At 60.7% G+C, this 24750-nt stretch carries 22 protein-coding genes and 1 pseudogene; 14 read left to right on the forward strand and 9 right to left on the reverse strand.

Annotated features, from left to right (window positions below):
* Nucleotides 1-63: 63 nt before the first annotated feature.
* Nucleotides 64-300, reverse strand: coding sequence for a murein lipoprotein Lpp (gene lpp / locus SIK97_RS08765; protein ID WP_003029373.1), 237 nt, complete (start codon nt 298-300; stop codon nt 64-66).
* Between the two features lie 312 nt (nt 301-612).
* The gene (gene pykF, locus SIK97_RS08770; protein ID WP_004119183.1) at nt 613-2025 is read right to left on the reverse strand and encodes a pyruvate kinase PykF; all 1413 of its coding nucleotides are present in this window, start codon (nt 2023-2025) and stop codon (nt 613-615) included.
* 509 nt (nt 2026-2534) lie between these two features.
* Between pykF and fumD the strand changes: the two genes are divergently transcribed.
* Nucleotides 2535-2747, forward strand: a complete 213-nt coding sequence (gene fumD / locus SIK97_RS08775; protein ID WP_004851729.1) for a fumarate hydratase FumD — start codon at nt 2535-2537, stop codon at nt 2745-2747.
* A gap of 26 nt (nt 2748-2773) precedes the next feature.
* Here fumD and SIK97_RS08780 read toward each other — a convergent pair whose 3' ends face one another.
* Complete coding sequence (locus tag SIK97_RS08780) at nt 2774-3412, reverse strand: TetR/AcrR family transcriptional regulator (protein WP_014229708.1); 639 nt, start codon at nt 3410-3412, stop codon at nt 2774-2776.
* A 126-nt stretch (nt 3413-3538) separates the two neighbouring features.
* On the opposite strand from SIK97_RS08780, the pseudogene SIK97_RS08785 reads away from it, so the two are divergent.
* The 4 genes and pseudogenes from SIK97_RS08785 to SIK97_RS08800 all read left to right on the forward strand — a co-directional run bounded on the left by SIK97_RS08785 (nt 3539) and on the right by SIK97_RS08800 (nt 8459).
* Nucleotides 3539-5392, forward strand: a pseudogene (locus SIK97_RS08785) (bifunctional sugar phosphate isomerase/epimerase/4-hydroxyphenylpyruvate dioxygenase family protein).
* A 79-nt stretch (nt 5393-5471) separates the two neighbouring features.
* A complete protein-coding gene (locus SIK97_RS08790) occupies nt 5472-6791 on the forward strand; it encodes an MFS transporter (RefSeq protein WP_048262468.1) in 1320 nt (439 codons plus the stop codon).
* Nucleotides 6792-6822: 31 nt separating this feature from the next.
* On the forward strand, nt 6823-7659 hold the full coding sequence (locus SIK97_RS08795; protein ID WP_077270596.1) for a shikimate dehydrogenase family protein: 837 nt from the start codon (nt 6823-6825) through the stop codon (nt 7657-7659).
* A 59-nt stretch (nt 7660-7718) separates the two neighbouring features.
* A complete protein-coding gene (locus SIK97_RS08800) occupies nt 7719-8459 on the forward strand; it encodes a substrate-binding domain-containing protein (RefSeq protein ID WP_048262465.1) in 741 nt (246 codons plus the stop codon).
* Here the strand turns inward: SIK97_RS08800 and SIK97_RS08805 are convergent.
* From SIK97_RS08805 to SIK97_RS08820, 4 genes are all read right to left on the reverse strand, one after another.
* A complete protein-coding gene (locus SIK97_RS08805; RefSeq protein ID WP_057174045.1) occupies nt 8443-9192 on the reverse strand; it encodes an ABC transporter ATP-binding protein in 750 nt (249 codons plus the stop codon). The genes SIK97_RS08800 and SIK97_RS08805 overlap by 17 nt on opposite strands.
* Complete coding sequence (locus tag SIK97_RS08810; protein WP_014229702.1) at nt 9192-10196, reverse strand: FecCD family ABC transporter permease; 1005 nt, start codon at nt 10194-10196, stop codon at nt 9192-9194. The genes SIK97_RS08805 and SIK97_RS08810 overlap by 1 nt, the downstream gene beginning before the upstream one ends.
* Entirely contained in the window at nt 10189-11247 is a 1059-nt protein-coding gene (locus SIK97_RS08815; protein WP_057174044.1) for an ABC transporter substrate-binding protein, read from the reverse strand. Before SIK97_RS08815 ends, SIK97_RS08810 begins: the two co-directional genes overlap by 8 nt.
* A gap of 96 nt (nt 11248-11343) precedes the next feature.
* On the reverse strand, nt 11344-12150 hold the full coding sequence (locus SIK97_RS08820; protein ID WP_057174043.1) for a DNA-binding transcriptional regulator: 807 nt from the start codon (nt 12148-12150) through the stop codon (nt 11344-11346).
* A 190-nt stretch (nt 12151-12340) separates the two neighbouring features.
* Here SIK97_RS08820 and SIK97_RS08825 point away from each other — a divergent pair, with 190 nt between their 5' ends.
* The 9 genes from SIK97_RS08825 to SIK97_RS08865 all read left to right on the forward strand — a co-directional run bounded on the left by SIK97_RS08825 (nt 12341) and on the right by SIK97_RS08865 (nt 22241).
* Nucleotides 12341-14005 carry a bifunctional 3-(3-hydroxy-phenyl)propionate/3-hydroxycinnamic acid hydroxylase gene (locus SIK97_RS08825; protein ID WP_032749864.1) on the forward strand — a complete coding sequence of 555 codons (1665 nt, stop codon included), beginning with the start codon at nt 12341-12343 and terminating at the stop codon, nt 14003-14005.
* A 1-nt stretch (nt 14006) separates the two neighbouring features.
* On the forward strand, nt 14007-14951 hold the full coding sequence (gene mhpB / locus SIK97_RS08830; RefSeq protein WP_004851708.1) for a 2,3-dihydroxyphenylpropionate/2,3-dihydroxicinnamic acid 1,2-dioxygenase: 945 nt from the start codon (nt 14007-14009) through the stop codon (nt 14949-14951).
* Nucleotides 14952-14968: 17 nt separating this feature from the next.
* Entirely contained in the window at nt 14969-15835 is an 867-nt protein-coding gene (gene mhpC, locus SIK97_RS08835; protein ID WP_048262456.1) for a 2-hydroxy-6-oxonona-2,4-dienedioate hydrolase, read from the forward strand.
* A 9-nt stretch (nt 15836-15844) separates the two neighbouring features.
* Nucleotides 15845-16651: a 2-keto-4-pentenoate hydratase gene (mhpD, locus tag SIK97_RS08840; protein ID WP_057174042.1), complete on the forward strand. Its 807-nt coding sequence runs from the start codon at nt 15845-15847 to the stop codon at nt 16649-16651.
* Nucleotides 16644-17594: an acetaldehyde dehydrogenase gene (gene mhpF, locus SIK97_RS08845; protein ID WP_057174041.1), complete on the forward strand. Its 951-nt coding sequence runs from the start codon at nt 16644-16646 to the stop codon at nt 17592-17594. The genes mhpD and mhpF overlap by 8 nt, the downstream gene beginning before the upstream one ends.
* A complete protein-coding gene (mhpE, locus tag SIK97_RS08850; protein ID WP_004851699.1) occupies nt 17591-18607 on the forward strand; it encodes a 4-hydroxy-2-oxovalerate aldolase in 1017 nt (338 codons plus the stop codon). Before mhpF ends, mhpE begins: the two co-directional genes overlap by 4 nt.
* A 74-nt stretch (nt 18608-18681) precedes the next feature.
* On the forward strand, nt 18682-19878 hold the full coding sequence (gene mhpT / locus SIK97_RS08855; RefSeq protein WP_025108197.1) for a 3-(3-hydroxy-phenyl)propionate transporter MhpT: 1197 nt from the start codon (nt 18682-18684) through the stop codon (nt 19876-19878).
* A gap of 141 nt (nt 19879-20019) precedes the next feature.
* Nucleotides 20020-20757, forward strand: a complete 738-nt coding sequence (locus SIK97_RS08860; protein WP_014229693.1) for a polyphenol oxidase family protein — start codon at nt 20020-20022, stop codon at nt 20755-20757.
* An 80-nt stretch (nt 20758-20837) separates the two neighbouring features.
* A complete protein-coding gene (locus SIK97_RS08865) occupies nt 20838-22241 on the forward strand; it encodes a DUF1996 domain-containing protein (RefSeq protein WP_049082455.1) in 1404 nt (467 codons plus the stop codon).
* Nucleotides 22242-22554: 313 nt separating this feature from the next.
* On the opposite strand, the gene SIK97_RS08870 is transcribed toward SIK97_RS08865, so the two are convergent.
* Both SIK97_RS08870 and SIK97_RS08875 read right to left on the reverse strand, forming a co-directional pair.
* Nucleotides 22555-24135, reverse strand: coding sequence for a rhodanese homology domain-containing protein (locus tag SIK97_RS08870; RefSeq protein ID WP_057174153.1), 1581 nt, complete (start codon nt 24133-24135; stop codon nt 22555-22557).
* Nucleotide 24136: 1 nt separating this feature from the next.
* Entirely contained in the window at nt 24137-24733 is a 597-nt protein-coding gene (locus SIK97_RS08875) for a cysteine dioxygenase (RefSeq protein ID WP_057174154.1), read from the reverse strand.
* Nucleotides 24734-24750: the final 17 nt, after the last annotated feature.

Genomic DNA, 24750 nt, shown 5'->3' on the forward strand with positions numbered 1-24750 from the left:
CGGGAAAAGGTAAGGCAAAAAAAATGGCGCACAATGTGCGCCATTTTTATTACACAGATACTATTACTTGCGGTATTTAGTAGCTGCGTTGTCCAGACGCTGGTTAGCGCGAGCTGCGTCATCTTTAGCAGCCTGAACGTCGGAACGCATTGCGTTCACGTCGTTGCTCAGCTGGTCAACTTTAGCGTTCAGAGTCTGAACGTCAGAAGACAGCTGATCGATTTTAGCATTGCTGGAGCAACCAGCCAGCAGAGTAGAACCCAGGATTACCGCGCCCAGTACCAGTTTAGTACGATTCATTATTAATACCCTCTAGATTGAGTTAATCTCCATGTAGCGTTACAAGTATTACACAAACTTTTTTGTGATGAGAATATTTTTTTACCTGAATGCACTTATTTTTGATCGTTCGCTCAAAGAAGCATCGAAATCATCACGTAACTTTAAAAAGGCGAGTGAAAACAGCGCGCTTCCATCGGATTCATCTTAGATAATCTCGCATTAAATAGTAAATTCCGATTTGCATTTTTATTAATAGCGGCTAGTGCCAGAATAAAAAAAAGCGCCCCGAAGAGGCGCTTTTAAAGGAAATACTAATTAACCTGTAAATTATTACAGCACGTGCACGGAAGCGGTATTGGTGGTTCCGCTCGGGACCAACGCGCCGGAGACCATAACAACCACGTCGCCTTTACGCGCCAGGCCGCTCTGCAGCGCCAGCTCTTTACCCTGGATATAGAAGGCATCGGTAGAAGAGATATCTTCAACCAGCTGCGCCACAACGCCTTTGCTCAGCACCAGCTGACGCGCGGTCGTTTCATTGGTGGTCAGCGCCAGGATGGTGGCATCCGGGAAGTATTTACGTACGGCGCGCGCGGATTTACCGCCCTGGGTTGCCACAACGATCAGCGGCGCTTCCAGTTTTTCAGCCGTTTCAACCGCACCGCGGCAAACCGCTTCGGTGATGCGCAGCTTACGGTTGTCGTTGTTGTATTCAAGACGGCTGGTCATCACGCGGTCGGTACGCTCGCAGATGGTCGCCATGATGGTGACCGCTTCCAGCGGGTATTTACCTTTTGCGGATTCGCCGGACAGCATAACTGCGTCGGTGCCGTCGAGGATGGCGTTAGCCACGTCGCCTGCTTCCGCACGGGTCGGACGCGGGTTTTTGATCATAGAATCCAGCATCTGAGTCGCGGTGATAACGACTTTACGCGCGCGGATACATTTTTCGATCATCATCTTCTGCGCGAAGATCACTTCTTCAACCGGGATTTCAACGCCCAGGTCGCCACGCGCAACCATGATGCCGTCAGAGGCTTCGAGGATCTCGTCGAAGTTGTTCAGGCCTTCCTGGTTTTCAATTTTGGAGATGATCTGGATCTTCTCGCCGCCGTGGGCTTTCAGGTGTTCACGGATTTCAACGACGTCAGAACGCTTACGGATAAAGGAGGCCGCAACAAAGTCAACGCCCTGTTCGCAACCGAAGATCAGGTCCTGCTTGTCTTTTTCGGCCAGCGCTGGCAGAGCGATAGACACGCCCGGCAGGTTAACGCCTTTGTTCTCGCCAAGGTCGCCGTTGTTCAGTACTTTACAAACAACTTTGTTGCCTTCGATAGCGGTGACTTCCATACCGATCAGACCATCGTCAACCAGTACGGTGTTGCCGACGCTCAGGTCGCTGGTGAAACCTTCATAGGTCACCGCAACGATTTCGTTATTACCGACAACGGATTTGTCGGTGGTGAAGGTAAAGGTCTGGCCCGCTTTCAGAGAAACGTCGTTGCCGCCTTCCAGCTTAATGGTACGGATTTCCGGACCTTTGGTATCCAGAAGGATTGCCGCTTTCTTACCGGTTTTACTCATCACATTGCGCAGGTTCTGGATGCGCTGACCGTGTTCCGCGTAATCACCGTGAGAGAAGTTCAGACGCATAACGTTCATGCCAGCGTCCAGCATTTTGGTCAACATCTCTTCGGATTCGGTTTTCGGACCGATGGTGCAAACAATTTTGGTCTTTTTCATGACAGTTTAATCTTTAAGTTGTGAAGGATAGGGATGGGGAATCTGACTCCGTGGGCGCACTGCCGCAGAGTTAAACCTGTATTACGAAAGTTGCTATGCCACGCTCTAAGGATAGGTGACAACAAAAGAGCGTGCAGAAGAATGTGTGCTGGCGGTTCAGCCCATGAAAAGAGGCAACGTGTTATGCGTTTAGTCATGCAATCCAATGCGCTGAAACCATTCAATAAGAATTTGTTGGGCATTATACGTTGCCAAATCCAAAAAAGAAAATGAAAACCATGTTTCATTTCTATAGTTATATACTTAACAAAATGCAAACTAATCCTACGCTTATGCGCAACACATTTTTTCATCACCTGACAAGATAAAGAGGGCGGAAACGCGGGTTTATTCACAAGTTTGCCAGGGAAAAGCAGTCTCTGAGGCGCAAACGCGGAGCTGGTTTGATTTACTCAGGAAATATATCAATAATGATTTGATTGATAATGAAAAATTGAGAGTGAAATAGAATGGGAAACACAGCCAAAGATGAGGCGCTGTATCAGGAAATGTGCCGCGTAGTGGGCAAAGTCGTGCTGGAGATGCGCGACCTGGGTCAGGAACCAAAGCATATCGTTATCGCCGGCGTGGTGCGTACCGCCCTGGCGAACCCGAAAATCAAACGTTCCGCGCTGACGCAGGAAGCGATGGAGAAGGTGGTCCATGCGCTTTCCGGAAACTAGCCGCCGCCGGGCGCTTCCCGCGCGCTTCAGGAAATCACAAAGCGAATAACCGCCTTGACGGCAATATCGCAGTGGTGGGCGACCATCGCTTCATCATCAATAGCCGGCATCGGATCGTCCAGGTAGAGGCTGCTGAACGTATAAAAGTTTGATACCTGGTAGAAGCTAAAGCTGCTGATCAATCGATGCACATCGCGCGCTTCCAGCCCTGCCTGAAACACCCCTTGCTGCTGCCCGCGCTGAAGAATATCTTCCAGGATCGACAGGGCGGTGCGGTTCAGCGGTTTCAGCTGACCTGAACTTTTCAGCCATTTCCCGCGCTGCATGTTTTCCATACAGATCACCCGCATATAGTCAGCGTGCGTGGCGTGATAGCGCACGCTCCACTTCACCAGCTGCACCAGCGCCTCTACCGGCGGTACGTTTTCCAGCCCGAGCTGCTGCTCGGTTTCGCGGATCCTCGCGTAGACGTGCTGCAGCACGGCCTGATAAAGCAGCTCTTTGGTCTTGAAGTAGTAGACCACCATGCGTTTGGTAGTCTGCGCTTCGGTGGCGATTTGCTCCATCCGCGCGCCCGACAGTCCATGCTCGGCGAAAACGGTAATGGCGGCGGCGAAGATCCGCTCTTTCAGAGACTGCGCTTCATCATGAGCAACGACGGACATAACGGCTCCTTTTCTTGAGATGCAAAAAATACACATATTGATCACAATTTTGCAACCAATCATGGCGCATTTGAACCAAATGATACATATTCAGGTCACTAAGTCAGCTAATGACCCGAGGACTCTATGTTGCGTTCCATCGCCACCGTCTCGATCTCCGGTACCTTACCCGAAAAGCTCCATGCCATCGCAGCGGCGGGCTATCAGGGCGTCGAAATCTTCGAAAACGATCTGCTCTATTATACCGGTACGCCGGCCGATATCCGCCACCTGGCGGCAGATTTAGGGCTAAAAATCACGCTTTTTCAACCATTTCGTGATTTTGAAGGCGCCAGCCGCGCCCAGTTCGCCGCCAACATGGAACGCGCCAGGCGCAAATTTGCGCTTATGCACGAGCTGGGCTGCGACACCCTGCTGCTGTGCAGCAACGTTCAGCCGGACTGTTCCGCCGACGTCGAGCTGCAGGTCGCCGACTTACGCGCCCTTGCTGCGCTGGCGGAGCGGGAACGCATCACGATTGGCTACGAGGCGCTGGCCTGGGGCACCCACGTCAACCGCTGGCATCAGGCGTGGGCGCGGGTCAAAAGCGTCGATAGTCCGGCGCTGGGCATCGTGCTCGACAGTTTCCACGTGCTGGCGCGCGGCGATACGCTGGCGCAGCTGGCGGATGTGCCGCTGGAAAAAATCACCTTTGTACAGATGGCCGACGCGCCGCTGATGAAAATGGATATCCTCGAATGGAGCCGTCACTTCCGCTGTTTTCCCGGCCAGGGGCAGCTGCCGCTGGTGGAGTTTGCCTGCGATCTTACCCGCCGCGGCTACTGCGGCCCCTGGTCGCTGGAGATCTTTAACGACAGCTTCCGCGCATCGCCCAACGGCGCGACGGCGAAAGATGGCTATCGCTCGCTGCTGTGGCTGGAAGAGCAGGTCCGTCAGCGGCTGCCGGAAAGCCGGGCGCCGCTGTTTTCCCCCGCTGAACAGCCCCTCTACGCCGGGCTTGAGTTTATCGAGTTTGCCGCCACGCCGGCGCAGGCGGGCGAACTCGGACACAGGCTGACGCAGCTCGGCTTTGCCGAAGAGGGGACGCATCGCTCAAAACGCGTCGCCCTCTGGCGCAACGGCGGGGCGAGGGTGGTGGTTAACGCCCAGCCGCATAGCTGGGCCGATCATTTTCACCAGCGTCACGGGGTTTCCCTCTGCGCCATGGCGCTGCGCGTCAGCCAGAGCGCGGCGATCGTGGAACGCGCCCGCGCCTTAGGCTACGCCACCTGGCAGGGCGATGCCGGGCCGAACGAAAGCCCCATCCCGGCGGTTTGCGCCCCGGACGGCAGCCTTATTTATCTGATTGAGATGGGGGACGATATCTACACCCGCGATTTTCATCTGCGCACGGACGTCACGCCGCGCGACGATTATCGGGGTATCGATCACCTGGCACTCGGCATGGAAGCGGACAGCCGCGATAACTGGATCATCTTTTTCCGCACCGTATTCGGCTTTACGCTCGAACATGAGCAGACCCTGCCCGATCCTTACGGGCTGGTGCGTAGCCTGGCGGTGCGCAGTCCGCAGGGCGACATTCGTCTCGCGCTCAATATTTCGTAAAGCCGCGCCACGCAAATTGCCCGTTCGGTAGCCTGTTATCAGGGAGCAGGTTTACAGCACGCGGCGTTTGCCTGCCACGATTTACCCTCCACGCTCGCCAGCCTGGCTCCGGTTGCGGTCAACGCGCTGCCGATCCCGGCGAACTACTATGAAGATCTGTTGGCCCGTTTTGGCGAGGATGTTCCGGTCAACCTGCTGAAGAATCATCAAATTCTTTACGATCGTGACGGAAGCGGCGGTGAATTCCTGCACCTATATACCCGCCCGTTTTCTGCCGGACGCTTTTTCTTTGAACTGACCGAGCGGCGCAACGGTTACGCACTTTATGGTGCTGTAAATGCAGCTGTACGCTTGTCAGCAATGCAGTACACCTAGTAATGTAGCAAATGGTTCACAACCCAACGTCGCAAACACAATAACAACATCCGGCTGTACCCTATGACAGGAAACGACTATGAACTCTTATAGCCATAATCACACGACGGCCGCCGCCGCGTCCGGCGCGCGGCCTTCCCGGCGGCGTATCGGTATCCTTGCGCTGCTGGCGGTCGGCACCATGATCAACTATCTCGACCGCACGGTGCTGGGGATTGCCGCGCCGCAGCTGACCGCAGAGCTGGGCATTGATGCCGCGATGATGGGCATCGTATTCTCCGCCTTTGCCTGGACCTACGCGCTGGCGCAGATCCCCGGCGGCATCTTCCTTGACCGCTTCGGTAATAAAGTCACCTATTTTCTGGCGCTGACCCTGTGGTCGCTATTCACCCTGTTCCACGGCCTGGCGGTCGGCCTGAAAACCCTGCTGCTGTGCCGTTTTGGCCTCGGCGTCAGCGAAGCCCCCTGTTTCCCGGTGAACAGCCGGGTGGTGAGCGCCTGGTTCCCGCAGCAGGAGCGCGCCAAGGCGACGGCGGTCTATACCGTCGGCGAATATCTCGGGCTGGCCTGTTTTGCGCCGCTGCTGTTCTGGATAATGGGCAGCTTTGGCTGGCGCGCGCTGTTTATTAGCGTCGGCGCCGCCGGCGTGATGTTCGCGCTGGTGTGGTGGCGCTGCTATCGCGAGCCGCATGAGGATAAACACCTCAATCAGCTGGAGCGCGAGCACATCGTCAACGGCGGCGGAATGTCCACCGGCGCAGAGCAGCATACCGCCTTTAGCTGGCCGCTGATCCGCCAGCTGCTGGCGAAACGGCAGATTCTCGGCGCCAGCATCGGGCAGTTTGCCGGTAATACGGTGCTGGTCTTCTTCCTGACCTGGTTTCCAACCTATCTGGCCACTGAGCGCCATATGCCGTGGATTAAGGTCGGCTTCTTCGCCATCATGCCGTTTCTGGCGGCGGCGGGCGGCGTGATGTTCGGCGGCTGGGTCTCCGATAAGCTGCTGAAGGCCACCGGCTCGGCGAACCTCGGGCGTAAGCTACCGATCATTGCCGGTCTACTGATGGCGAGCACCATTATCTCCGCCAACTGGCTGACCAGCGATCTGGCGGTAATTCTGGTGATGTCGTTCGCCTTTTTTGGTCAGGGGATGGTCGGGCTGGGCTGGACGTTGATCTCCGACATCGCGCCGAAAGGCCTTGGCGGTCTGACCGGCGGCCTGTTTAACTTCTGCGCTAACCTCGCCGGGATCCTGACGCCGCTGATTATCGGTTTCATTGTTGCCGCCTCCGGCAACTTCTTTTACGCGCTGATTTATATCGGCGGTGCAGCGCTGCTGGGCGTGGCGGCTTATGTCTTTATCCTGGGCGATGTCAAGCGTATCGAACTTTCGCAGTAACGTGATGCAGTCGTTGTTAAAGGAGCAGGGAATGGTGATTAGTGGAAATACGCGGCTGATAGCGCATCTTGGCTATCCGACCGCGAAGTTTAAAGCGCCGATGATTTACAACCCGTGGTTGGTTCATCAGCAGGTTGACGCCAAAGTGGTGCCGATGGGCGTCAAGCCTGAGGATTACGCCGCCTTTGTGCCGATGCTGTTTAAGATGACCAATATTATTGGCGCGCTGGTCACCATGCCGCACAAAATCGCCACCTGCGGGCTGGTGCAGCATCTTAGCCCAACGGCGGCGATAGCGGGCGCCTGTAACGCGATCCGTCCCGAAGCCGACGGCACGCTGAGCGGCGATATGTTTGATGGCGAAGGCTTTGTCCTCGGTATCACGCGTAAAGGTTTCCAGACGCGAGGGGCGCGGGCGCTGGTGGTGGGCAGCGGCGGCGTCGGCTCGGCCATTGCCGCATCGCTGGCGGCGGCGGGCGTCAGCGCCCTGACGCTGTACGATATCTGTTCGCAGACGGCGGAAGCGCTGGCCAGGCGTCTGCTTGAGCACTATCCTCGGCTGGACATTACGCTGATGCAGCGCGATCCGCAGGGGCACGATCTGGTGGTTAACGCCACGCCGCTGGGGATGAAAGAGGGCGATCCGCTGCCGCTGGACCCGCAGCGCCTGACGCCGGGCACCTTTGTCGGTGAAGTGGTTATGGCCCAGGAGTTCACTCCGCTACTGCAGGCGGCGCAGGCGGCGGGCTGCCCCATTCAGCGCGGCACCGACATGCTGTTTGAAATGATCCCGGCCTATCTGCGGTTCTTTAACCTGCCGGTGGCAACGCCGGAACAGCTGCGCGAACTGGCGGAAATTCGCTACTGAAATGGCCTGAACCTGCGTTATTATAGCGCTGTATTTATGACTATATAGCGATGGTTCTTATGACTCCCTCCCTAACGCTGCTGGCGGCGGGAAGCCTGAAAAGCGCTTTCATTCCGCTGCTGGCGCGCTTTCAGCAACAGACCGGCATCCCGGTCGAGGTCCATTTTGGTCCGGCAGGGCTGCTGCGCGAGCGCATTGAGGGCGGAGAGCCGTGCTCGGTGTTCGCCTCGGCCAATAGCCAACATCCGCAGGCGCTGCGTCAGGCCGGGCTGGCCGGGGCGTGCTATCTGTTCGCCCGGAATCAGCTGATGCTGACCGCCCGCCGCGGCGCAACAACCGAGACGCGGGAGTGGCTGGCGCTGCTCAGCGACCCGGACTTACGCCTGGCAACCTCAACGCCGGGCTGCGACCCTTCAGGCGACTACACCTGGCAGCTTTTCTCCCACATTGAAGAGCGCTGTCCCGGCGTCGGTGCCGCCATCATGGCGCGCGCGCGGCCGCTGGTAGGCGGCCGCGACTCGCTGCCGGTGCCGGCGGGAGAAATCGCCGGGGCGTGGCTGATCCGTGAAAACTTAACCGACCTGTTTATCGGCTATGCGCACTATGCCGCGCAGATGGCGGCGTGCAGCGATCTGCGCACGCAGCTTATTCCGCCGGCGTGGAATGTTCGCTGCGACTACCTGCTGGCGCAGATTGAACAGAGCGCCGGGGCGCAGCGGCTGTGCCGCTTTATCCTCGGCGCGGAGGGGCAGCGCTTACTGAAAGACGCCGGTTTTTTGCCTATCAACGACGAATCGTAAACTGCGGAGCCAGCAGCGGCAGCGCCGACCCGGGGGGATGGACTTTGCGTACCGCTAAACCATACGCGCGCTGAAGATTCGCTTCCGTCAGCACGGCGGCTGATTCTCCCGCCAGCCATTCACCGTCGGGCAGCAGCAGCAAAGTCTGGTTCGCCACCTGCAGGGCGTGGGTCGGATCGTGCGTGGTAAACAGCACCGTCCGCTTCTGGCGATGGGCCAGGTCGCTGATGAGCTGCAGCACCAGCTGCTGGTTGGCCAGATCCAGCGCCGAGCAGGGTTCATCCAGCAGGATATTCTGGCTGGCGCCCACCAGCGCCCTGGCGATAAGCACCAGCTGCTGCTGGCCACCGGACAGCGCGCAAAACGCCTTGTCGGCCAGCACCGCGATCCCCAGCTGCGCCAGCGCCTTCTGCACCTCACGTTCGTCTTCCGCTGTTGGCTGAGCGAACAGATTAACGTGGCGCGCCCGTCCCATCAGCACCACGTCGCGCACCTGCCAGCCAAAAGCCGGGCGAAAATGCTGCGGCACGATGGCGAGACCGCCCGTGCAGGTAAACCCACCGCCGATCGGCGTCAGTACCCCGGTCAGGGTATCGAGCAGAGTGCTTTTGCCGCGGCCGTTAGCGCCGAGCACCGCCCAGATATCGCCGGAACGGCACTGCAGGTTCAGCGGGGCGAAAAGCGGTCGGCTATGGCCGTAGAGCAGGTTGCTTAACTGTAGGGAAAGGGTCATCAGCGCGCGCCTGTGCGTCGCGACTGCACCAGCAGCCAGGTGAACAGCGGCGCGCCAAGCAGCGCGGTGATGATTCCAATGGGGATTTCGGCCTGGATCAGCGTGCGGGCGAGGTCATCGACGACGATCATAAAACCGCCGCCGAGCCAGAAGGCGGTAGGGAGAAGACGCCGGTGGTCGGCGCCGGCCAGCAGCCGCGCCAGATGCGGGATCACCAGCCCGACCCACGCGATGCTGCCGCTGACCGCCACCTGAGCGGCGACCAGCACCGCGCAGCACACCAGTACCCCGCGACGCAGCCCGGTCACCGCAACCCCGAGACCGCGGGCATCTTTCTCCTCCAGCGCCAGCAGGTTAATCCGCCAGCGGAGCTTAAACAGCACCATCGCGGCGCAGGCTACCGGTAGCGCCATCAGCAGGACTTTGTGCCAGCTGGCGGTGGCGAAGCTGCCGAGTAGCCAGAAAACAATATTCGGCAGCGTCTCTTCGCTATCGGCCAGGTACTGCATCAGGCTCACCAGGGCGGCAAAAAAGCCGCTGAGGATAATGCCTGAGAGGATCAGCACCAGGGTGCTTTCGCGCCCCTGCAGCGCGGCTATCAGATAGACCAGCATCAGCGCGGCAAGGCCGAAGAGAAAGGTCGAGGCCATCATCAGCGCGGCGTTCAGCCCCAGCAGAATCGCCAGCGTCCCGCCGAAGGCGGAACCGGAGGTGACGCCGATGATATGCGGGTCCACCAGCGGATTCTGGAACACGCCCTGTAAGGTGGCCCCGCACAGCCCCAGCGCGCCGCCGGCCAGCAGCGCCATCACGATCCTCGGCAGCCGCACCGACCACACCACCTGGCCGGCGACGCCGTCGAGGGGAGAAAGATGCGCCAGCTGGCGAAAAACTTCCGCCAGGCTTAACGGATACTGCCCGAGGCAGAGTGAAGCGATTGCAATCACGATCGTCACCAGCGCGAGGGTACATTGCAGCAGGGCCGGATGACGATGACTACGCATCCGGCGTCCACTTCACGCGGTAGAAACGCTGATAGTACTCCCGCGCCTTCGCCTCGACATCGACGCTGTTGTAGCGTGAGGGGTAGAGTTTTTTCGCCATCCACAGCTCGCCGATCGCCAGCGCCTCCGGCATCGGGTAGCCCCAGGCCTTGGCGTATTCCGGCATCAGCCACACGTGGTGATTTTTGACCGCGTCAATGCTCTGCCACTGCGGGTCGTTTTGTATCTGTTTGACCACCTCCGGGTAGCGGTCCTGCACGAAAATCACCTGCGGATCCCACTGCAGCACCTGCTCCAGCGAGACCTGGCGCGCGCCCTTTACGCTGGCGGCGGCAACGTTCAGCGCCCCGGCGTGCTTCATCATCAGGCCGGTATATTTGCCCGAGCCGTAGGTGTTGAGGTCCGGATTGGCCATATATACCCGCACCCGCTCGTTTTGCGGAATATCGGCAACCGGCGCGTTAGCCAGCCTGCGCGCGCTGAAGGTGTATTGAATCAGCGCTTCGGCCTGAGCCTGACGCCCGACCACTTCGCCAATCAGGCGGATCCCCTGTTTCAGCCCCTCGTTATAGGCCTGCTCTTCATCGGCCATCGTCGGGTTCATTTTGTTTTTCTCACCCGCGGCATCCTGGCGCAGAGAGACCGCCACCACCGGGATCCCGGCGCCCTGGATCTGCTGGATCATCGCCGGCGGCGCGTAGTTGGCAACGAACACCACCTGGGGATGCAGCGCCAGCAGGCTCTCGATATTGACCTGCGTCAGATCGCCCGGCATCGGTAGTGTCTCAATAGCCGGCATAAAGCGCGCAAACTGCGGGCCAAGCTGCTTTTTCCAGCTGCTCATGACGCCGACAACGTCGTCAGCGGCGTTAAGCTGCACCAGCAGGTTTAAGGTCTGATGCTGGAGCACCACGGCGCGGGTGACGTGGTCGGGGAGGGTGACTTCACGACCCAGCTGGTCGGTGAGGTTGCGGTCGGCAAAGGCCTGACCGGTGAACAGGCTGGCGCTTAACAGCGCCATAGCAAAGAAAACGCGCGGATGTCTGGACATGATGGGCTCAGCGGCAAAGGAAGAATCGCTGTATATTAAAATATATAACGAAGCCGGGCGCAATGGCTGGCGGGCGATTTACCCCTATGGACAAGGTTATTGGTAAAACACCTCTTCATCGGACATCCGTTCTTCTATGCGGGTAGCGACCTTCTGCAGCGGGGCGAGGTACTTTTGCGCCGCCTGGTCAATGGTCATGGCTTTAGCCATATAGACCAGGTTCAGGCAGCCGATAACCCGCTGCTGGCGGCGAATGGGGACGGCAATGGAAGCGATTTTCTCCTCCTGCTGCCAGCCGCGAAAGTTTTCGCCGTAGCCGTTTTGCCGGGTGCGTGCGAGGATGGCGGCCAGTTTTTCCGGCTCGCGCGCCAGCTGATACTCCGCTTCCGGTCGGGCGGCCAGCATCTCAACAATCGGGCTTCGTTCGTGTTCCGGCGCGAAGGCCAGCCAGGTTAATCCCGAAGCGGTCAGCAGCAGCGGCAGGCGGCGGCCGACCATCGCCCGGTGGAAGGAGAGGCGGCTGAAGCGGTGGGTGGTTTCGCGCACCACCATCGCATCGACGTCCAGGGTGGTGATGTCGGTCGGCCATAAAACCTCGCGCAGCAGTTCGCCAAGCAGCGGCGTGGCGAGGGCAGAAATCCAATGTTCGTCACGAAATCCCTCACTTAACTGACGCACTTTAATCGTCAGGCGAAAGCTGTCATCGGAGCGGCTGCGGCGCACGTAACCCTCGTCCTGTAGCGTTTCCAGCAGCCGCCTGACGGTCGTGCGATGCAGGCCGCTAAACTCGGCCAGGGTGCCGACCGTCGCGCCTCCGTCGAATTTATTTAACAAATTTAATAACAATAATCCGCGGCTCAATCCGCGCACCGTTTTGTAATCTGCCGAAGCGTTTTCGTTCATGCGTCCTCAATAAAAATCATTATAAACAATCATGTGCACCTGGTGCACATCCGGTAATGTTTTGATTGTAGCGCAAATTACCGACCCTATACTGACCTCACAATAAAAATAAATTCACATTTAATTAACAAATTGCCCTGCTGAAGGTTGTGCGGTGACGGCAATTTGTCCGAAGCGTGAGGTTTTGAAAATGACAACATCCAATCCTGATATCCAACCCGCGGTACAGCACAGCGCGCAGGTCGCTATTGCCGGCGCCGGTCCGGTTGGCCTGACCATCGCCAACTACCTCGGGCAGATGGGCGTCAGCGTCGTGCTGATTGAGAAGCTCGAGTCGCTGATCGATTATCCCCGCGCCATCGGTATCGACGATGAGGCGCTGCGGGCGATGCAGGCGGTGGGGCTGGTCGACAACGTGCTGCCGCATACTACGCCGTGGCACGCGATGCGCTTTCTCACCCCGAAAGGGCGCTGCTTTGCCGATATTCAGCCGATGACCGACGAGTTTGGCTGGTCGCGCCGCAATGCGTTTATTCAGCCGCAGGTGGACGCGGTGCTGTACGACGGCCTCAGCCGTTTCCCCCACGTGCGCTGCCTGTTTTCCCGCGAAGTAGAGGCCTTTAGCCAGAATAGTGACGGTGTCACCCTGAACGTCAAAGGCAGCGACGGCGAGCGGGAAACCGTGCGCGCCGACTGGCTGGTGGCCTGCGACGGCGGAGCCAGCTTCATTCGTCGCGCGCTGAATATTCCCTTCGAAGGCAAAACCGCGCCGAATCAATGGATTGTTATTGATATCGCCAACGATCCGCTGGCGACGCCGCACGTCTACCTGTGCTGCGACCCGGTGCGCCCGTACGTCTCCGCCGCGCTGCCGCACGGGGTACGGCGTTTCGAATTTATGGTCATGCCCGGTGAAACCGAAGCCCAGCTCAGCGAGCCGCACAAGATGCGCCAGCTATTGAGCAAGGTGCTGCCGGACCCGGATAACGTCGAGCTGATTCGCCAGCGCGTCTACACCCACAACGCGCGCATCGCCGAACGCTTTCGCGTCGATCGCGTACTGCTGGCGGGCGACGCGGCGCACATCATGCCGGTGTGGCAGGGGCAGGGCTACAACAGCGGTATGCGTGACGCCTTTAACCTGGCCTGGAAGCTGGCGCTGGTGGTGAACGGCAAAGCCGGAGAGGCGCTGCTGGACAGCTACCAGCAGGAGCGGCGCGATCACGCCAAAGCGATGATCGACCTGTCGGTCACCGCCGGCAACGTCCTGGCGCCGCCGAAACGCTGGCACGGCGCGGTGCGCGACGGCGTTTCGTGGCTGCTCAACTATCTGCCGCCGGTTAAACGCTACTTCCTTGAAATGCGTTTCAAGCCAATGCCGCAGTATCGCGACGGCGCGCTGCTGGCGGAAGGCGAAAGCAAAACGTCCCCGGTCGGCAAAATGTTTATCCAGCCGAAGGTGACGCTGGAAAACGGGCAGGTGACGCTGCTCGATGAGGTGATTGGCGCCAGATTCGCCATTATCGCCTGGGGTTGTAATCCGCAGTGGGGGCTCAACGATGAACAAATAGCCCGCTGGCGCGCGGTCGGGGTGCGCTTTATCCAGGTGGTGCCGGAGGTGCAGATTCATTGCGATCAGGACAACGTGCCCGGCGTTATCCGCATCGGCGATACGCAAAACCGCCTGAAAAGCTGGTTCGCGCAGCACGATACCGCCATTGCCGTGGTGCGTCCGGACCGCTTCGTCGCCACCGTGGCCATCCCGCAAACCCTGAGCAAAAAGCTCGACGCGCTGGCGAGCAAGATGCAGCTGGCTTCCGCGCAGGCGGCAACAACGATTGAACAGGTGGCCTGATATGAACGCGTATCTTCATTGCCTCTCCCATACCCCGCTGGTGGGCTACGTTGACCCGGAACAGGCGGTACTGGACGAAGTGAACGGCACCATCGCCGACGCGCGGGCGCGCATTGCCGCCTTCGACCCGGAGCTGGTGGTGCTGTTTGCTCCCGATCACTACAACGGCTTTTTCTACGATGTGATGCCGCCGTTCTGTTTAGGCATCGGGGCGACCGCTATCGGCGACTTCAGCAGCGCCAGCGGCGTTCTGCCGGTGCCGACGGCGCTGGCGGAGGCCTGCGCCCACGCGGTGATGAAAGAGGGCATCGATCTGGCGGTCTCCTACTGCATGCAGGTGGATCACGGCTTTGCGCAACCGCTGGAGTTCCTGCTCGGCGGGCTGGATACCCTGCCGGTTCTGCCGGTGTTTATTAACGGCGTGGCGTCGCCGCTGCCGGGCTTTCAGCGCACCCGCATGCTGGGCGAAGCCATTGGCCGCTTCCTGACCACCCTCAATAAACGGGTATTAATCCTTGGCTCCGGCGGCCTGTCGCATCAGCCGCCGGTACCGGAGCTGGCGAAGGCCGATGCCCATATGCGCGACCGGCTGCTGGGCAGCGGCAGGCAGCTGCCTCCGGACGAGCGTGAACTGCGCCAGCAGCGGGTCATTAGCGCGGCGAAGCAGTTTATCGAGGACCAGAACTCGCTCTATCCGCTCAACCCCGTCTGGGATACCCGCTTTATGAGCCTTCTTGAGCAGGGGCGGCTGGCGGAGCTGGATGCCGTCAGTAACGAAGAGCTGTCGGCAATGGCCGGGAAATCGACGCACGAAATTAAAACCTGGGTGGCCGCCTTTGCCGCGCTATCCGCATTTGGCCGCTGGCGCTGCGAAGGCCGCTATTACCGACCAATCCCCGAGTGGATTGCCGGATTTGGCTCGCTGAGCGCCGCCGCGCAGAACTGAATTAACGGGAGAATATGATGAGCTACCAACCGCAAACCGAAGTCGCCACCAGCCGTTTCCTCAACGTGGAAGAGGGCGGAGAAACATTACGCATCCATTTTAATGACTGCGGCGAGGGCGACGAAACCGTGGTCCTGCTGCACGGCTCTGGCCCCGGGGCTACCGGCTGGGCCAACTTTAGCCGCAATATCGACCCGCTGGTCGAGGCGGGCTACCGGGTCATTCTGCTGGACTGCCCCGGCTGGGGAAAAAGCGATTCTATCGTCAACCGCGGCTCCCGTTCCGACCTGAACGCCAGGGTGCTGAAAAGCGTGATTGACCAGCTGGATATCAGCAAAGTGCATCTGCTGGGCAATTCGATGGGCGGACACAGCGCGGTGGCCTTTACCCTCAGCTGGCCGGAGCGCGTCGGCAAACTGGTGCTGATGGGCGGCGGAACCGGCGGCATGAGCCTGTTTACGCCGATGCCGACGGAAGGCATCAAGCTGCTGAACGGCCTGTACCGTGAGCCGACCATCGAAAACCTGAAAAAGATGATGAACATCTTTGTCTTCGATACCCGCGATTTGACCGACGCGCTATTTGAAGCGCGCCTCAATAATATGCTGTCGCGCCGGGAGCATCTGGATAATTTCGTCCAAAGCCTGGAAGCCAACCCGAAGCAGTTCCCGGATTTTAGCCCGCGTCTCGGCGAAATCCGCGCGCAGACCCTGATCGTCTGGGGGCGTAACGATCGCTTTGTACCGATGGACGCCGGGCTGCGCCTGCTGGCGGGTATTAACGGTTCCGAACTGCATATCTATCGCGACTGCGGCCACTGGGCGCAGTGGGAGCACGCGGAGAGCTTTAACCAGCTGGTGCTCGATTTTCTGGCGCGTACCTGAGGAGTGCTGATGACAACCTTATCTCTTGAACAACTGGCGCAGCGTCTGCGTGAGGCGGAAAGCCGCGGCCAGGCGATTGAACCGCTGCGCGATGCGCTCGGCGTTGACAACGCGGAAGCGGCCTACGCCATCCAGCGGATGAACGTGCAGCACCACGTGGCGAACGGCCGCCGGGTGGCGGGACGCAAGGTGGGGCTGACCCATCCTAAAGTGCAGCAGCAGCTGGGCGTTGACCAGCCGGACTTCGGCACCCTGTTTGCCGACATGTGCTACGGCGATAACGCCGATGTGCCGTTCTCCCGGGTGCTGCAGCCGAAAGTGGAGGCCGAAGTCGCCCTGGTGCTGAAACGCGATCTGCCGCATGCCGATACCACCTTTGATGAACTGTACGCCGCCATCGACTGGGTGCTTCCCGCGCTGGAGGTGGTCGGCAGCCGTATTCGCGACTGGTCGATTGGCTTTGTCGATACGGTCGCCGATAACGCCTCCTGCGGCGTTTACGTGCTGGGTAGCCCGGCGCGGCGCCCGGATGGGCTGGATCTGAAAAACTGCGCGATGCGCATGACCCGTAACGAGGAAGAGGTCTCCAGCGGGCGCGGCAGCGAATGTCTTGGCCATCCGCTGAACGCGGCGGTGTGGCTGGCGCGCAAAATGGCCAGCCTCGGCGAGCCGCTGCGGGCGGGGGATATCGTGCTGACCGGGGCGTTAGGCCCGATGGTGGCGATTACCGCCGGCGATCGTTTTGCCGCCCATATCGACGGTTTAGGTTCAGTGGCGGCGACCTTTGTCGCCAAAGAGGAAGAGAGTGATGAGTAAACGTAAAGTCGCCATTATCGGCTCCGGCAATATCGGCACCGATTTAATGATCAAAATTCTGCGCCACGGGCAGCACCTGGAGATGGCGGTGATGGTCGGCATCGACCCCGAGTCCGACGGCCTGGCCCGCGCCCGGCGCATGGGCGTCGCCACCACGCACGAGGGCGTTGGCGGCCTGATGCAGATGGCGGAATTCGCCGATATCGATGTGGTTTTTGACGCCACCAGCGCCGGAGCGCACGTGAAAAACGACGCCGCGCTGCGGGAAGCCAGGCCGGGGATCCGGGTGATCGACCTGACCCCGGCGGCCATCGGCCCGTACTGCGTGCCGGTGGTCAATCTCGAGGCCAATCTGGCCGAAGGCAACGTCAATATGGTGACCTGCGGCGGCCAGGCCACCATCCCGATGGTGGCGGCGGTCTCTCGGGTGGCAAAAGTGCACTATGCGGAGATCGTCGCCTCAATTGCCAGCAAATCCGCCGGGCTGGGGACGCGCGCCAACATTGATGAATTTACCGAAACCACCTCGCAGGCCATTGAGAAAGTGGGCGGCGCGGCGAAAGGCAAAGCGATTATCGTGCTGAATCCGGCGGAGCCGCCGCTGATGATGCGCGACACCGTTTATGTCCTGAGCGAAGCGGCATCGCAGCAGGCGATTGCCGCTTCGATCGCCGAGATGGCGGCGGCGGTGCAGGCCTACGTGCCGGGATATCGCCTGAAGCAGCAGGTACAGTTTGAGGTCATCCCGGAAGATAAACCGGTAAACCTGCCGGGCGTCGGCCGCTTCTCCGGCCTGAAAACGGCGGTTTATCTCGAGGTCGAAGGGGCGGCGCACTATCTGCCAGCCTACGCGGGTAACCTCGATATTATGACGTCGGCGGCGCTGGCGACGGCGGAAAAAATGGCCCAGGCGATGAACGACGCGGCGGGAGAAGCAGCATGAACGGCAAAAAACTCTATATTTCAGACGTGACCCTGCGCGACGGGATGCACGCGATTCGTCATCAATACTCGCTCGACAATGTGCGCCAGATTGCCCGGGCGCTGGATTGCGCGGGCGTCGATTCGATAGAGGTGGCCCACGGCGACGGTCTGCAGGGTTCCAGCTTTAACTACGGCTTCGGCGCGTACAGCGACCTGCAGTGGATTGAGGCGGCGGCGGAGTCGGTCAGCCAGGCGAAGATCGCCACTTTATTGCTACCCGGCATTGGCACTCTGCACGACCTGAAAAACGCGTATCAGGCCGGGGCGCGGGTGGTGCGCGTGGCGACCCACTGCACCGAGGCGGATGTTTCCGCGCAGCATATCGCCTTCGCCCGCGAGCTGGGCATGGACACCGTCGGCTTCCTGATGATGAGCCATATGACCTCCCCGGAACAGCTGGCGCAGCAGGCGCTGAAGATGGAATCCTACGGCGCCACCTGTATTTACGTGGTGGATTCCGGCGGGGCGATGAACATGAACGATATTCGCGATCGCTTCCGCGCCCTCAAGGCGGTGCTGAAGCCGGAAACCGCCACCGGGATGCACGCGCACCATAACCTCAGTCTCGGCGTGGCCAACTCCATCGCCGCGGTGGAAGAGGGCTGCGACCGTATCGATGCCAGCCTGGCGGGGATGGGGGCCGGGGCGGGCAACGCGCCGCTGGAGGTGTTTATCGCCGCCGCCGATAAGCTCGGCTGGAATCACGGTACCGATCTGTATGCTCTGATGAACGCCGCCGATGAGCTGGTGCGCCCGCTGCAGGATCGCCCGGTGCGGGTTGACCGCGAAACGCTGGCGCTGGGCTATGCCGGGGTTTACTCCAGCTTTCTGCGCCACAGCGAAGCGGCCGCCGGGCGCTACGGCCTGAGCGCGGTGGATATCCTCGTCGAGCTCGGCAAGCGGCGGATGGTGGGCGGTCAGGAGGATATGATCGTCGACGTCGCGCTGGATCTGCTTAACCGCAGCAAATAAAAGCAACGCGCGGCTGGCAACGTATCAGCCGCCATTCACCTGCTCCGCTTGTCCGGATATCGCAAAGGTACCCTATGACCCAAACAACGACTGCAAGCAATTCGCGCCTGATGTTAACCGTCGGGCTCTGTTTTATGGTGGCCCTGATGGAAGGGCTGGATCTGCAGGCGGCAGGCATCGCCGCCGTAGGCATGGCGCAGGCGTTCGCGCTGGATAAAATGCAGATGGGCTGGATTTTCAGCGCCGGGATCCTCGGCCTGCTGCCCGGCGCGCTGGTGGGCGGCATGCTGGCGGATCGCTATGGCCGCAAGCGAATTCTGCTGGGCTCGGTGCTGCTCTTTGGCCTGTTCTCAATCGCTACCGCGCTGGCGTGGAATTATCCCACGCTGCTGCTGGCCCGGCTGCTGACCGGCGTCGGCCTGGGCGCGGCGCTGCCGAATCTGATTGCCTTAACCTCCGAGGCCGCCGGCCCCCGCTTTCGCGGAAGGGCGGTCAGCCTGATGTACTGCGGCGTCCCCATCGGCGCGGCGCTGGCGGCGGCGCTGGGCTTTTTCGGCCTTGCCGCGGCCTGGCAAACGGTGTTCTGGATCGGCGGTATCGTTCCGCTGCTGCTGGTGCCGCTGCTGCTGCGCTGGCTGCCGGAATCGCCGGTGTTTCAGCGCAGCGCGCGGGGCGTGCCGCTGCGCACGCTCCTCGCGCCGGGCAACGCTACCGCCACGCTGCTGCTGTGGCTGTGCTATTTTTTCACGCTGCTGGTGGTCTATATGCTGATCAACTGGCTGCCGATGCTGTTAGTCGGCCAGGGGTTCAGCCCCAGCGAGGCGGCGGGGGTGATGTTTGTCCTGCAGTTCGGCGCCGCCTGCGGCACGCTGCTGCTGGGGGCGCTGATGGATAAGCTCAGCCCGCTGTGGATGTCGCTGCTGATCTATACCGGCATGCTGGCGTCGCTGCTGGCGCTGGGGACCGCGTCCTCGCTGACCGCAATGCTCTTCTCCGGCTTTGTCGCCGGACTGTTTGCCACCGGCGGCCAGAGCGTGCTTTACGCGCTGGCTCCGCTGTTCTATCGCACCGAAATCCGCGCCACCGGCGTAGGGACGGCGGTGGCGATTGGCCGTCTCGGCGCGATGAGCGGTCCGCTGCTGGCGGGCAAAATGCTGGCGCTGGGCACCGGCACCGTCGGGGTGATGGCCGCGTCCGCTCCCGGCATTCTGCTGGCGGGCGCGGCGGTGTTCTGGCTGATGAGCCGACAAAAGCGCACGGCGCTGGCCTGAGCATTTTCGCTGATTCCCGGGGGCGGCGCGGTAAAGCCGCGCCTTGCCCGGGCTACCGGACTGGTAGCCCGGGAATCCGCCTTGCGCATCTCTCTACTTTGGCATAGGTTAAATCATCATCCATTGATTCTTCCGAGCATCATGTCTTTTACATCCCGCTTACTGAGCGATATCCCCGGTATCCGCTACGCCTTTCTCGACGTTCATGAAACCGCCGCCTTTCCCTATAGCGAAATGGCGCCGGTTAAACTGGTTCACAGCAATATCGTACATGAGTATCGGGCGCCGCAGGCGGAGCGCCCCCACGCCGATGCGATGTTTACCGCCGTCAGCGGGCAAAAGATGGGCGTGGTGACCGCCGACTGTCTGCCGCTGCTGATGGCGTCGCGCGATGGGCGCTATGTCTGCAGCGTGCACGCAGGCTGGCGCGGCGCGGCCAGCGGGATTATCGAAAATAGCCTTGCGCTGTTTCAGCGTTATCACGTCGACCCGCAAGATCTGGTGGTGGTGAGCGGGCCGCATATTCACCCCTGCTGCTATGAAGTCACCGGCGACTTCTACCAGGCGCTGCTGGCGATGCCCGCCGGCGAGCTGGCAAAACGCCATCGGGAGCAGCTCTTCCTGTCCCATCAGGCGGCGTCGGAGGGGGAGCAGGCGAAAGCGACCGCGGGCGACAATGCGTGGTTCGATCTGCGGGCCTTTGCCCACCTCCTGCTGCGCAGCGCGGGCGTGCCGGAGGAAAACATGGAGTGGCTGGGGAGCTGCACCTACTGCACGCCGCAGCGGCTGGGGTCGTTTCGTCGGCGCACGCATTTCCCGGCGCCGAAGTCATTTCAGTACTCATGGATCATGCGCGAGCCTGATGGGGCGGGCCGATGAGACGAAATGATGTTTGATGATGTGTAACATCGGCGGGCGTTTGCTATCTCTGCACTCCTTCAAACAAGGAGGATTGCAAAATGAAATTGAACGCGTTCACTTTAACTCTCGCGCCGCTGCTGGTTGCCGGCGCGTTTTCCGCTCATGCCGGCCCGCAGGCCCACGTGGTCTGCGCTTATCACCATACGTTGGGCGATGACGCCATCATGATGTTCGGCAAACCGAATCAGGCCATGTGGCATGATTTTTTTGGTAATACCCATACCGATGCGGTTTCCACCTATCAGACGCTGCGCGACCAGCCGGAAACCACCTGCGATAACAAGGCCGACGGTTCCGCCTACTGGGTGCCGTCGATGAAGCTGCCGGATGGTCAGGTGGTGACGCCGGCGTATCAAAAAACCTACTATCAGACCACCAAAGTGGAACAGTATCCGCTGCACCCGTTCCCGGCGGGTCTCGAACTGCTGGCGGGCGATCACCACGGTTCGGCGCCCAGCTCGCGCATCACCTTTTTGTGCGCTAACGGCAAAGGCTACAGCAACCAGGCCGGGGAAGTCTGTGGGCTGCGTAAAGGTGGCGATGCGGTACAGTTTAATATCGGTATTCAGTTCCCCAACTGCTGGGATGGGGTCAACCTCAAACCGGCTCATGGACACAGTAACGCGGCATACGACGTCAACGGCGCCTGTCCGAGCGACTATCCGGTGAAAATCCCGACGGTGAATATGAATGTGGCCTACGTTCTGCCGCAGATTACATCCCTGGATACCGCGAAGATTCAGCTCTCCCTGGATCCGATCATGGACGGTGAGAAGCGCGAAGAGCGCTGGGGCAGTATCTATACGGCGCACGCGGATTTTATGAACGGCTGGACGGTGGAAGGGGCGCACTATATGACCGAGCGCTGCATGAACAAGGGAATCGACTGCGGCAGCGCGGTGCCGTATCGCTTCACGACGGTGAAGGAGAATGCGCTGGTGGACAGCACCGCGCCGACGGTTGCCCATCCCGCGCCGGAAAACCTGGTGGTCAGCGATAACTGGCAAAACGGCGGGCGCACGCACAATCCGGAAACCATGACGCTGGTGAAATTCCCTATCCCGCCGCTGCCGCAGGATCAGGACGCCTCGCTGTTTAAATATCAGCTGCGGATCTACGGCGGAAAAGTGGAAACCAACGGCGCGGATCAGATCTTTTTCTATCCGGCGAGCAACGACTGGAGCGCGAACAGCGTGACCTGGAATCATCGCCCGCCCTGCAACTACAGCTCGGAGGCGTCGCTGTACCTCAATTCCAAACGCGAATACCGGATGGTGGATGTCGATAAAGCGGTGCGCAAGGCGCTGGCGGAAGGCAAAACCGAGATCTCGTGGTATATCGGCGGCGACCGTCAGGGCAATCGCTATCATTTCGACCCGGCGGGCTCACAGCAGGAGCCGATGCTGATGCTGATGGGCTTTAAAAATACCCCGGAGATCTGATTGCGGCCCTTCCCCGGGCGACGGGTTCGCAGACGGCGGTGGACCTGTAGCCCGGGCAGGCGCTTTGCGCCGCCCCCGGGAGCAAAGCGCAGTGCGGCATAATTTCCCGGAGGCGATGCTGCGCATCTGTCCGGGCTACCGGATGGCAGACGGCGGTGGACCTGTAGCCCGGGCAGGCGCTTGCGCCGCCCCCGGGAGCAGAGCGCAGTGCGTCATAATTCCCCGGAGGCGATGCTGCGCATCTGTCCGGGCGACGGTATGGCAGACGGCGGTGAGCCCGTAGCCCCGCTAAGCGCAGCGCGAGCGGGGGACATCACAATACTTTAAACCCGTGCGTGCCATCCCGCTTCAGCTGTTCAACCAGGCCGAACTCCCAGTCGAGGTAGGCCTGCATTGCCGCGGGTGAGTTATCGGTACCTTCATACGGGCGCTGATAGCGATCGCTGCGCGGTGTCGCCAGATGCGTCTCGCCATGCTCCAGCGCCAGCCCGGCGTCAATCCACGCCAGCGTGCCGCCGCTCAGCAGCTGCACCGGTTTACCGGTTAACGCTGCAACCTCAGGCACCGCGTAGCGGGCCAGCAGGCTGCTGCCGCAGGTGACAACGTAACGCTTGGCGGAAGGCAGCACCTCCAGCGCCTGGCGCAGCTGTGAACGTACCAGCCAGTAAGCGCCGGGAATATGCCGGGCGACGTAGTTGGCGCTGGTGGTAAAGTCCAGCACCACGGTTCCCGGCTCCCTCAGCTGTGCCGCCAGCTGATGCGGGGCAATCTCCTCCGCCTGCGGACCCGGCGGTACGCGGCCTGCGGGGGTACCGCGCTCGCTAAAATCTTCCGCGCGCGCATCGCGTAATACCGCCACTTCCCACCCCATCTGCGCCAGCCAGGACGCCGTTATCGGCGCTCGTATCTCGTCATCGGCAATCAGCACAATGCGCGCCCCGCGCACGCTGGCGAAATGGTCGGTTTCCTGCACCAGCTGCCCGCCGGGCGCGCTAACGCTCAGCGGCAGATGGCCTGCGGCGTACTCCTCCGGGCTGCGGACGTCGAACAGGTAAGTGGTGCGGGCGGGCTGCCGCAGCCAGCGCTGAAGGGTTGGGCTGTCTATAAAGGCGACGCCGGCGCGCTCCGCCAGCTGCCTCACCGCCGCCGCGCGTTCGGCTGGGGCGCGAAAATCGGCGTCATAACGCCGCTGCTGGCCGCGCTCAAGGTCAAACCCGGCTAAGGTCCAGCCGATGGTGCCGTTGCGCAGCGCGTAGACCGGATTGGGCAAACCGGCATTGCGCAGCGACTGCGTGCCGATAATACTGCGCGTGCGCCCCGCGCAGTTGACGATCACCGTCGCCTGCGATGACGGAATCAGGCCCTCAATGCGCAGCGCCAGCTCCCCGCCGGGCACGCTGATGCTGCCGGGAATATTCATGGTGTGATACTCATCGAAACGGCGCGCGTCGACGACAACCACCTCCTGTTGACCATCGAGCAGCGCCTGCACTTCCCCGGCGCTCAGCGAGGGGGTATGCCGCTCGCTCTCCACCAGCTCGCCGAACGCTTTGCTCGGCGAATTCACATCCTGGAACAGCTCTCCGCCGCTGCGCTGCCACCCCGGCAGGCCGCCTTCCAGCAGGGCGACATCTTCGTAGCCCCAGCTCTGCAGGCGCTCGACGGCCCGCTCCGCCAGACCTTCGCCGCCGTCATAGACGGTAATCGGCGTCGTCAGGCGCGGCACGCGCCGAAAAATATCCAGCTCCAGCTTGCTGAGCGGCAGATTAGCGGCAAACAGCGGATGGCTGCGGGCAAAGTCGGCCTCTTCGCGAACGTCGATCAGCGCCAGCTCGGCGCCGTCCAGCAGCGCCTGGTGCAGCTGGGCGGCCGGGCGATAAGAACAGGTGGGCATATTAATTATCCTTTGAGAGATCCCAGATATTGGGTAAGTGGCGGTTGGAGTAGCCGGAGACAAAAGGTTTGACGAGGCCTTCCGGGGTATAAACCGCTCGCCTGACGCCGCCGATATTGCCGCCGTAAACGTGAATACTGATCGAGACGCTATCCGCGAGGGCGTTGCTCACCCGGTGAATATCGCCGTCGCGGGAAGAGACTTTTTCCACTTCGCCAGGGGAAAGGCGTTCAGCAACGCCGCTGAGCACCGGCTGGCCGCGCTCGTCCAGGCGGTAGCGCTGATTCTCCTCCGCGCCCCGCAGCATGCCGATGGCGCCCCACACCCGATGATCGTGAATCGGCGTCGATTGCCCCGGCCCCCAGACGAAGCTGACAATGGAAAAACGCTGTCCGGAATCGGCATGCAGCAGATACTGCTGATAGTGGTGGGGATGCGGCAGGGTGTACTCCTCCGGCAGCCAGTCATCCTTTTTCACCAGCGCGGCCAGGCGCAGGGCCACGGCGTCGAGCAGGGGCTGTTCATCGACAAATTCGCGATGCAGGGCATCAAGGTCTTGAATAAACTGGCGTAATTTTTCCACTCGCGGTGCGGTCATGGTCGCTTCCTGTTGTC

The sequence above is a fragment of the Klebsiella sp. JN_Kp126 genome (assembly GCF_033843325.1).
GTDB lineage: Bacteria > Pseudomonadota > Gammaproteobacteria > Enterobacterales > Enterobacteriaceae > Klebsiella > Klebsiella michiganensis.

Excerpts from the sequence above, each read along its gene's own strand:
- mhpC (WP_048262456.1), top strand. The coding sequence starts at position 14,969 with ATGAGCTACCAACCGCAAACCGAAGTCGCCACCAGCCGTTTCCTCAAC.
- SIK97_RS08820 (WP_057174043.1), bottom strand. The coding sequence starts at position 12,150 with ATGAACGAAAACGCTTCGGCAGATTACAAAACGGTGCGCGGATTGAGC.
- SIK97_RS08815 (WP_057174044.1), bottom strand. The coding sequence starts at position 11,247 with ATGTCCAGACATCCGCGCGTTTTCTTTGCTATGGCGCTGTTAAGCGCC.
- SIK97_RS08810 (WP_014229702.1), bottom strand. The coding sequence starts at position 10,196 with ATGCGTAGTCATCGTCATCCGGCCCTGCTGCAATGTACCCTCGCGCTG.
- mhpD (WP_057174042.1), top strand. The coding sequence starts at position 15,845 with ATGACAACCTTATCTCTTGAACAACTGGCGCAGCGTCTGCGTGAGGCG.
- pykF (WP_004119183.1), bottom strand. The coding sequence starts at position 2,025 with ATGAAAAAGACCAAAATTGTTTGCACCATCGGTCCGAAAACCGAATCC.
- mhpT (WP_025108197.1), top strand. The coding sequence starts at position 18,682 with ATGACCCAAACAACGACTGCAAGCAATTCGCGCCTGATGTTAACCGTC.
- SIK97_RS08860 (WP_014229693.1), top strand. The coding sequence starts at position 20,020 with ATGTCTTTTACATCCCGCTTACTGAGCGATATCCCCGGTATCCGCTAC.
- SIK97_RS08795 (WP_077270596.1), top strand. The coding sequence starts at position 6,823 with ATGGTGATTAGTGGAAATACGCGGCTGATAGCGCATCTTGGCTATCCG.
- SIK97_RS08865 (WP_049082455.1), top strand. The coding sequence starts at position 20,838 with ATGAAATTGAACGCGTTCACTTTAACTCTCGCGCCGCTGCTGGTTGCC.
- SIK97_RS08780 (WP_014229708.1), bottom strand. The coding sequence starts at position 3,412 with ATGTCCGTCGTTGCTCATGATGAAGCGCAGTCTCTGAAAGAGCGGATC.
- lpp (WP_003029373.1), bottom strand. The coding sequence starts at position 300 with ATGAATCGTACTAAACTGGTACTGGGCGCGGTAATCCTGGGTTCTACT.
- fumD (WP_004851729.1), top strand. The coding sequence starts at position 2,535 with ATGGGAAACACAGCCAAAGATGAGGCGCTGTATCAGGAAATGTGCCGC.
- SIK97_RS08870 (WP_057174153.1), bottom strand. The coding sequence starts at position 24,135 with ATGCCCACCTGTTCTTATCGCCCGGCCGCCCAGCTGCACCAGGCGCTG.
- SIK97_RS08800 (WP_048262465.1), top strand. The coding sequence starts at position 7,719 with ATGACTCCCTCCCTAACGCTGCTGGCGGCGGGAAGCCTGAAAAGCGCT.
- SIK97_RS08825 (WP_032749864.1), top strand. The coding sequence starts at position 12,341 with ATGACAACATCCAATCCTGATATCCAACCCGCGGTACAGCACAGCGCG.
- mhpB (WP_004851708.1), top strand. The coding sequence starts at position 14,007 with ATGAACGCGTATCTTCATTGCCTCTCCCATACCCCGCTGGTGGGCTAC.
- SIK97_RS08805 (WP_057174045.1), bottom strand. The coding sequence starts at position 9,192 with ATGACCCTTTCCCTACAGTTAAGCAACCTGCTCTACGGCCATAGCCGA.
- mhpF (WP_057174041.1), top strand. The coding sequence starts at position 16,644 with ATGAGTAAACGTAAAGTCGCCATTATCGGCTCCGGCAATATCGGCACC.
- SIK97_RS08790 (WP_048262468.1), top strand. The coding sequence starts at position 5,472 with ATGAACTCTTATAGCCATAATCACACGACGGCCGCCGCCGCGTCCGGC.
- SIK97_RS08875 (WP_057174154.1), bottom strand. The coding sequence starts at position 24,733 with ATGACCGCACCGCGAGTGGAAAAATTACGCCAGTTTATTCAAGACCTT.
- mhpE (WP_004851699.1), top strand. The coding sequence starts at position 17,591 with ATGAACGGCAAAAAACTCTATATTTCAGACGTGACCCTGCGCGACGGG.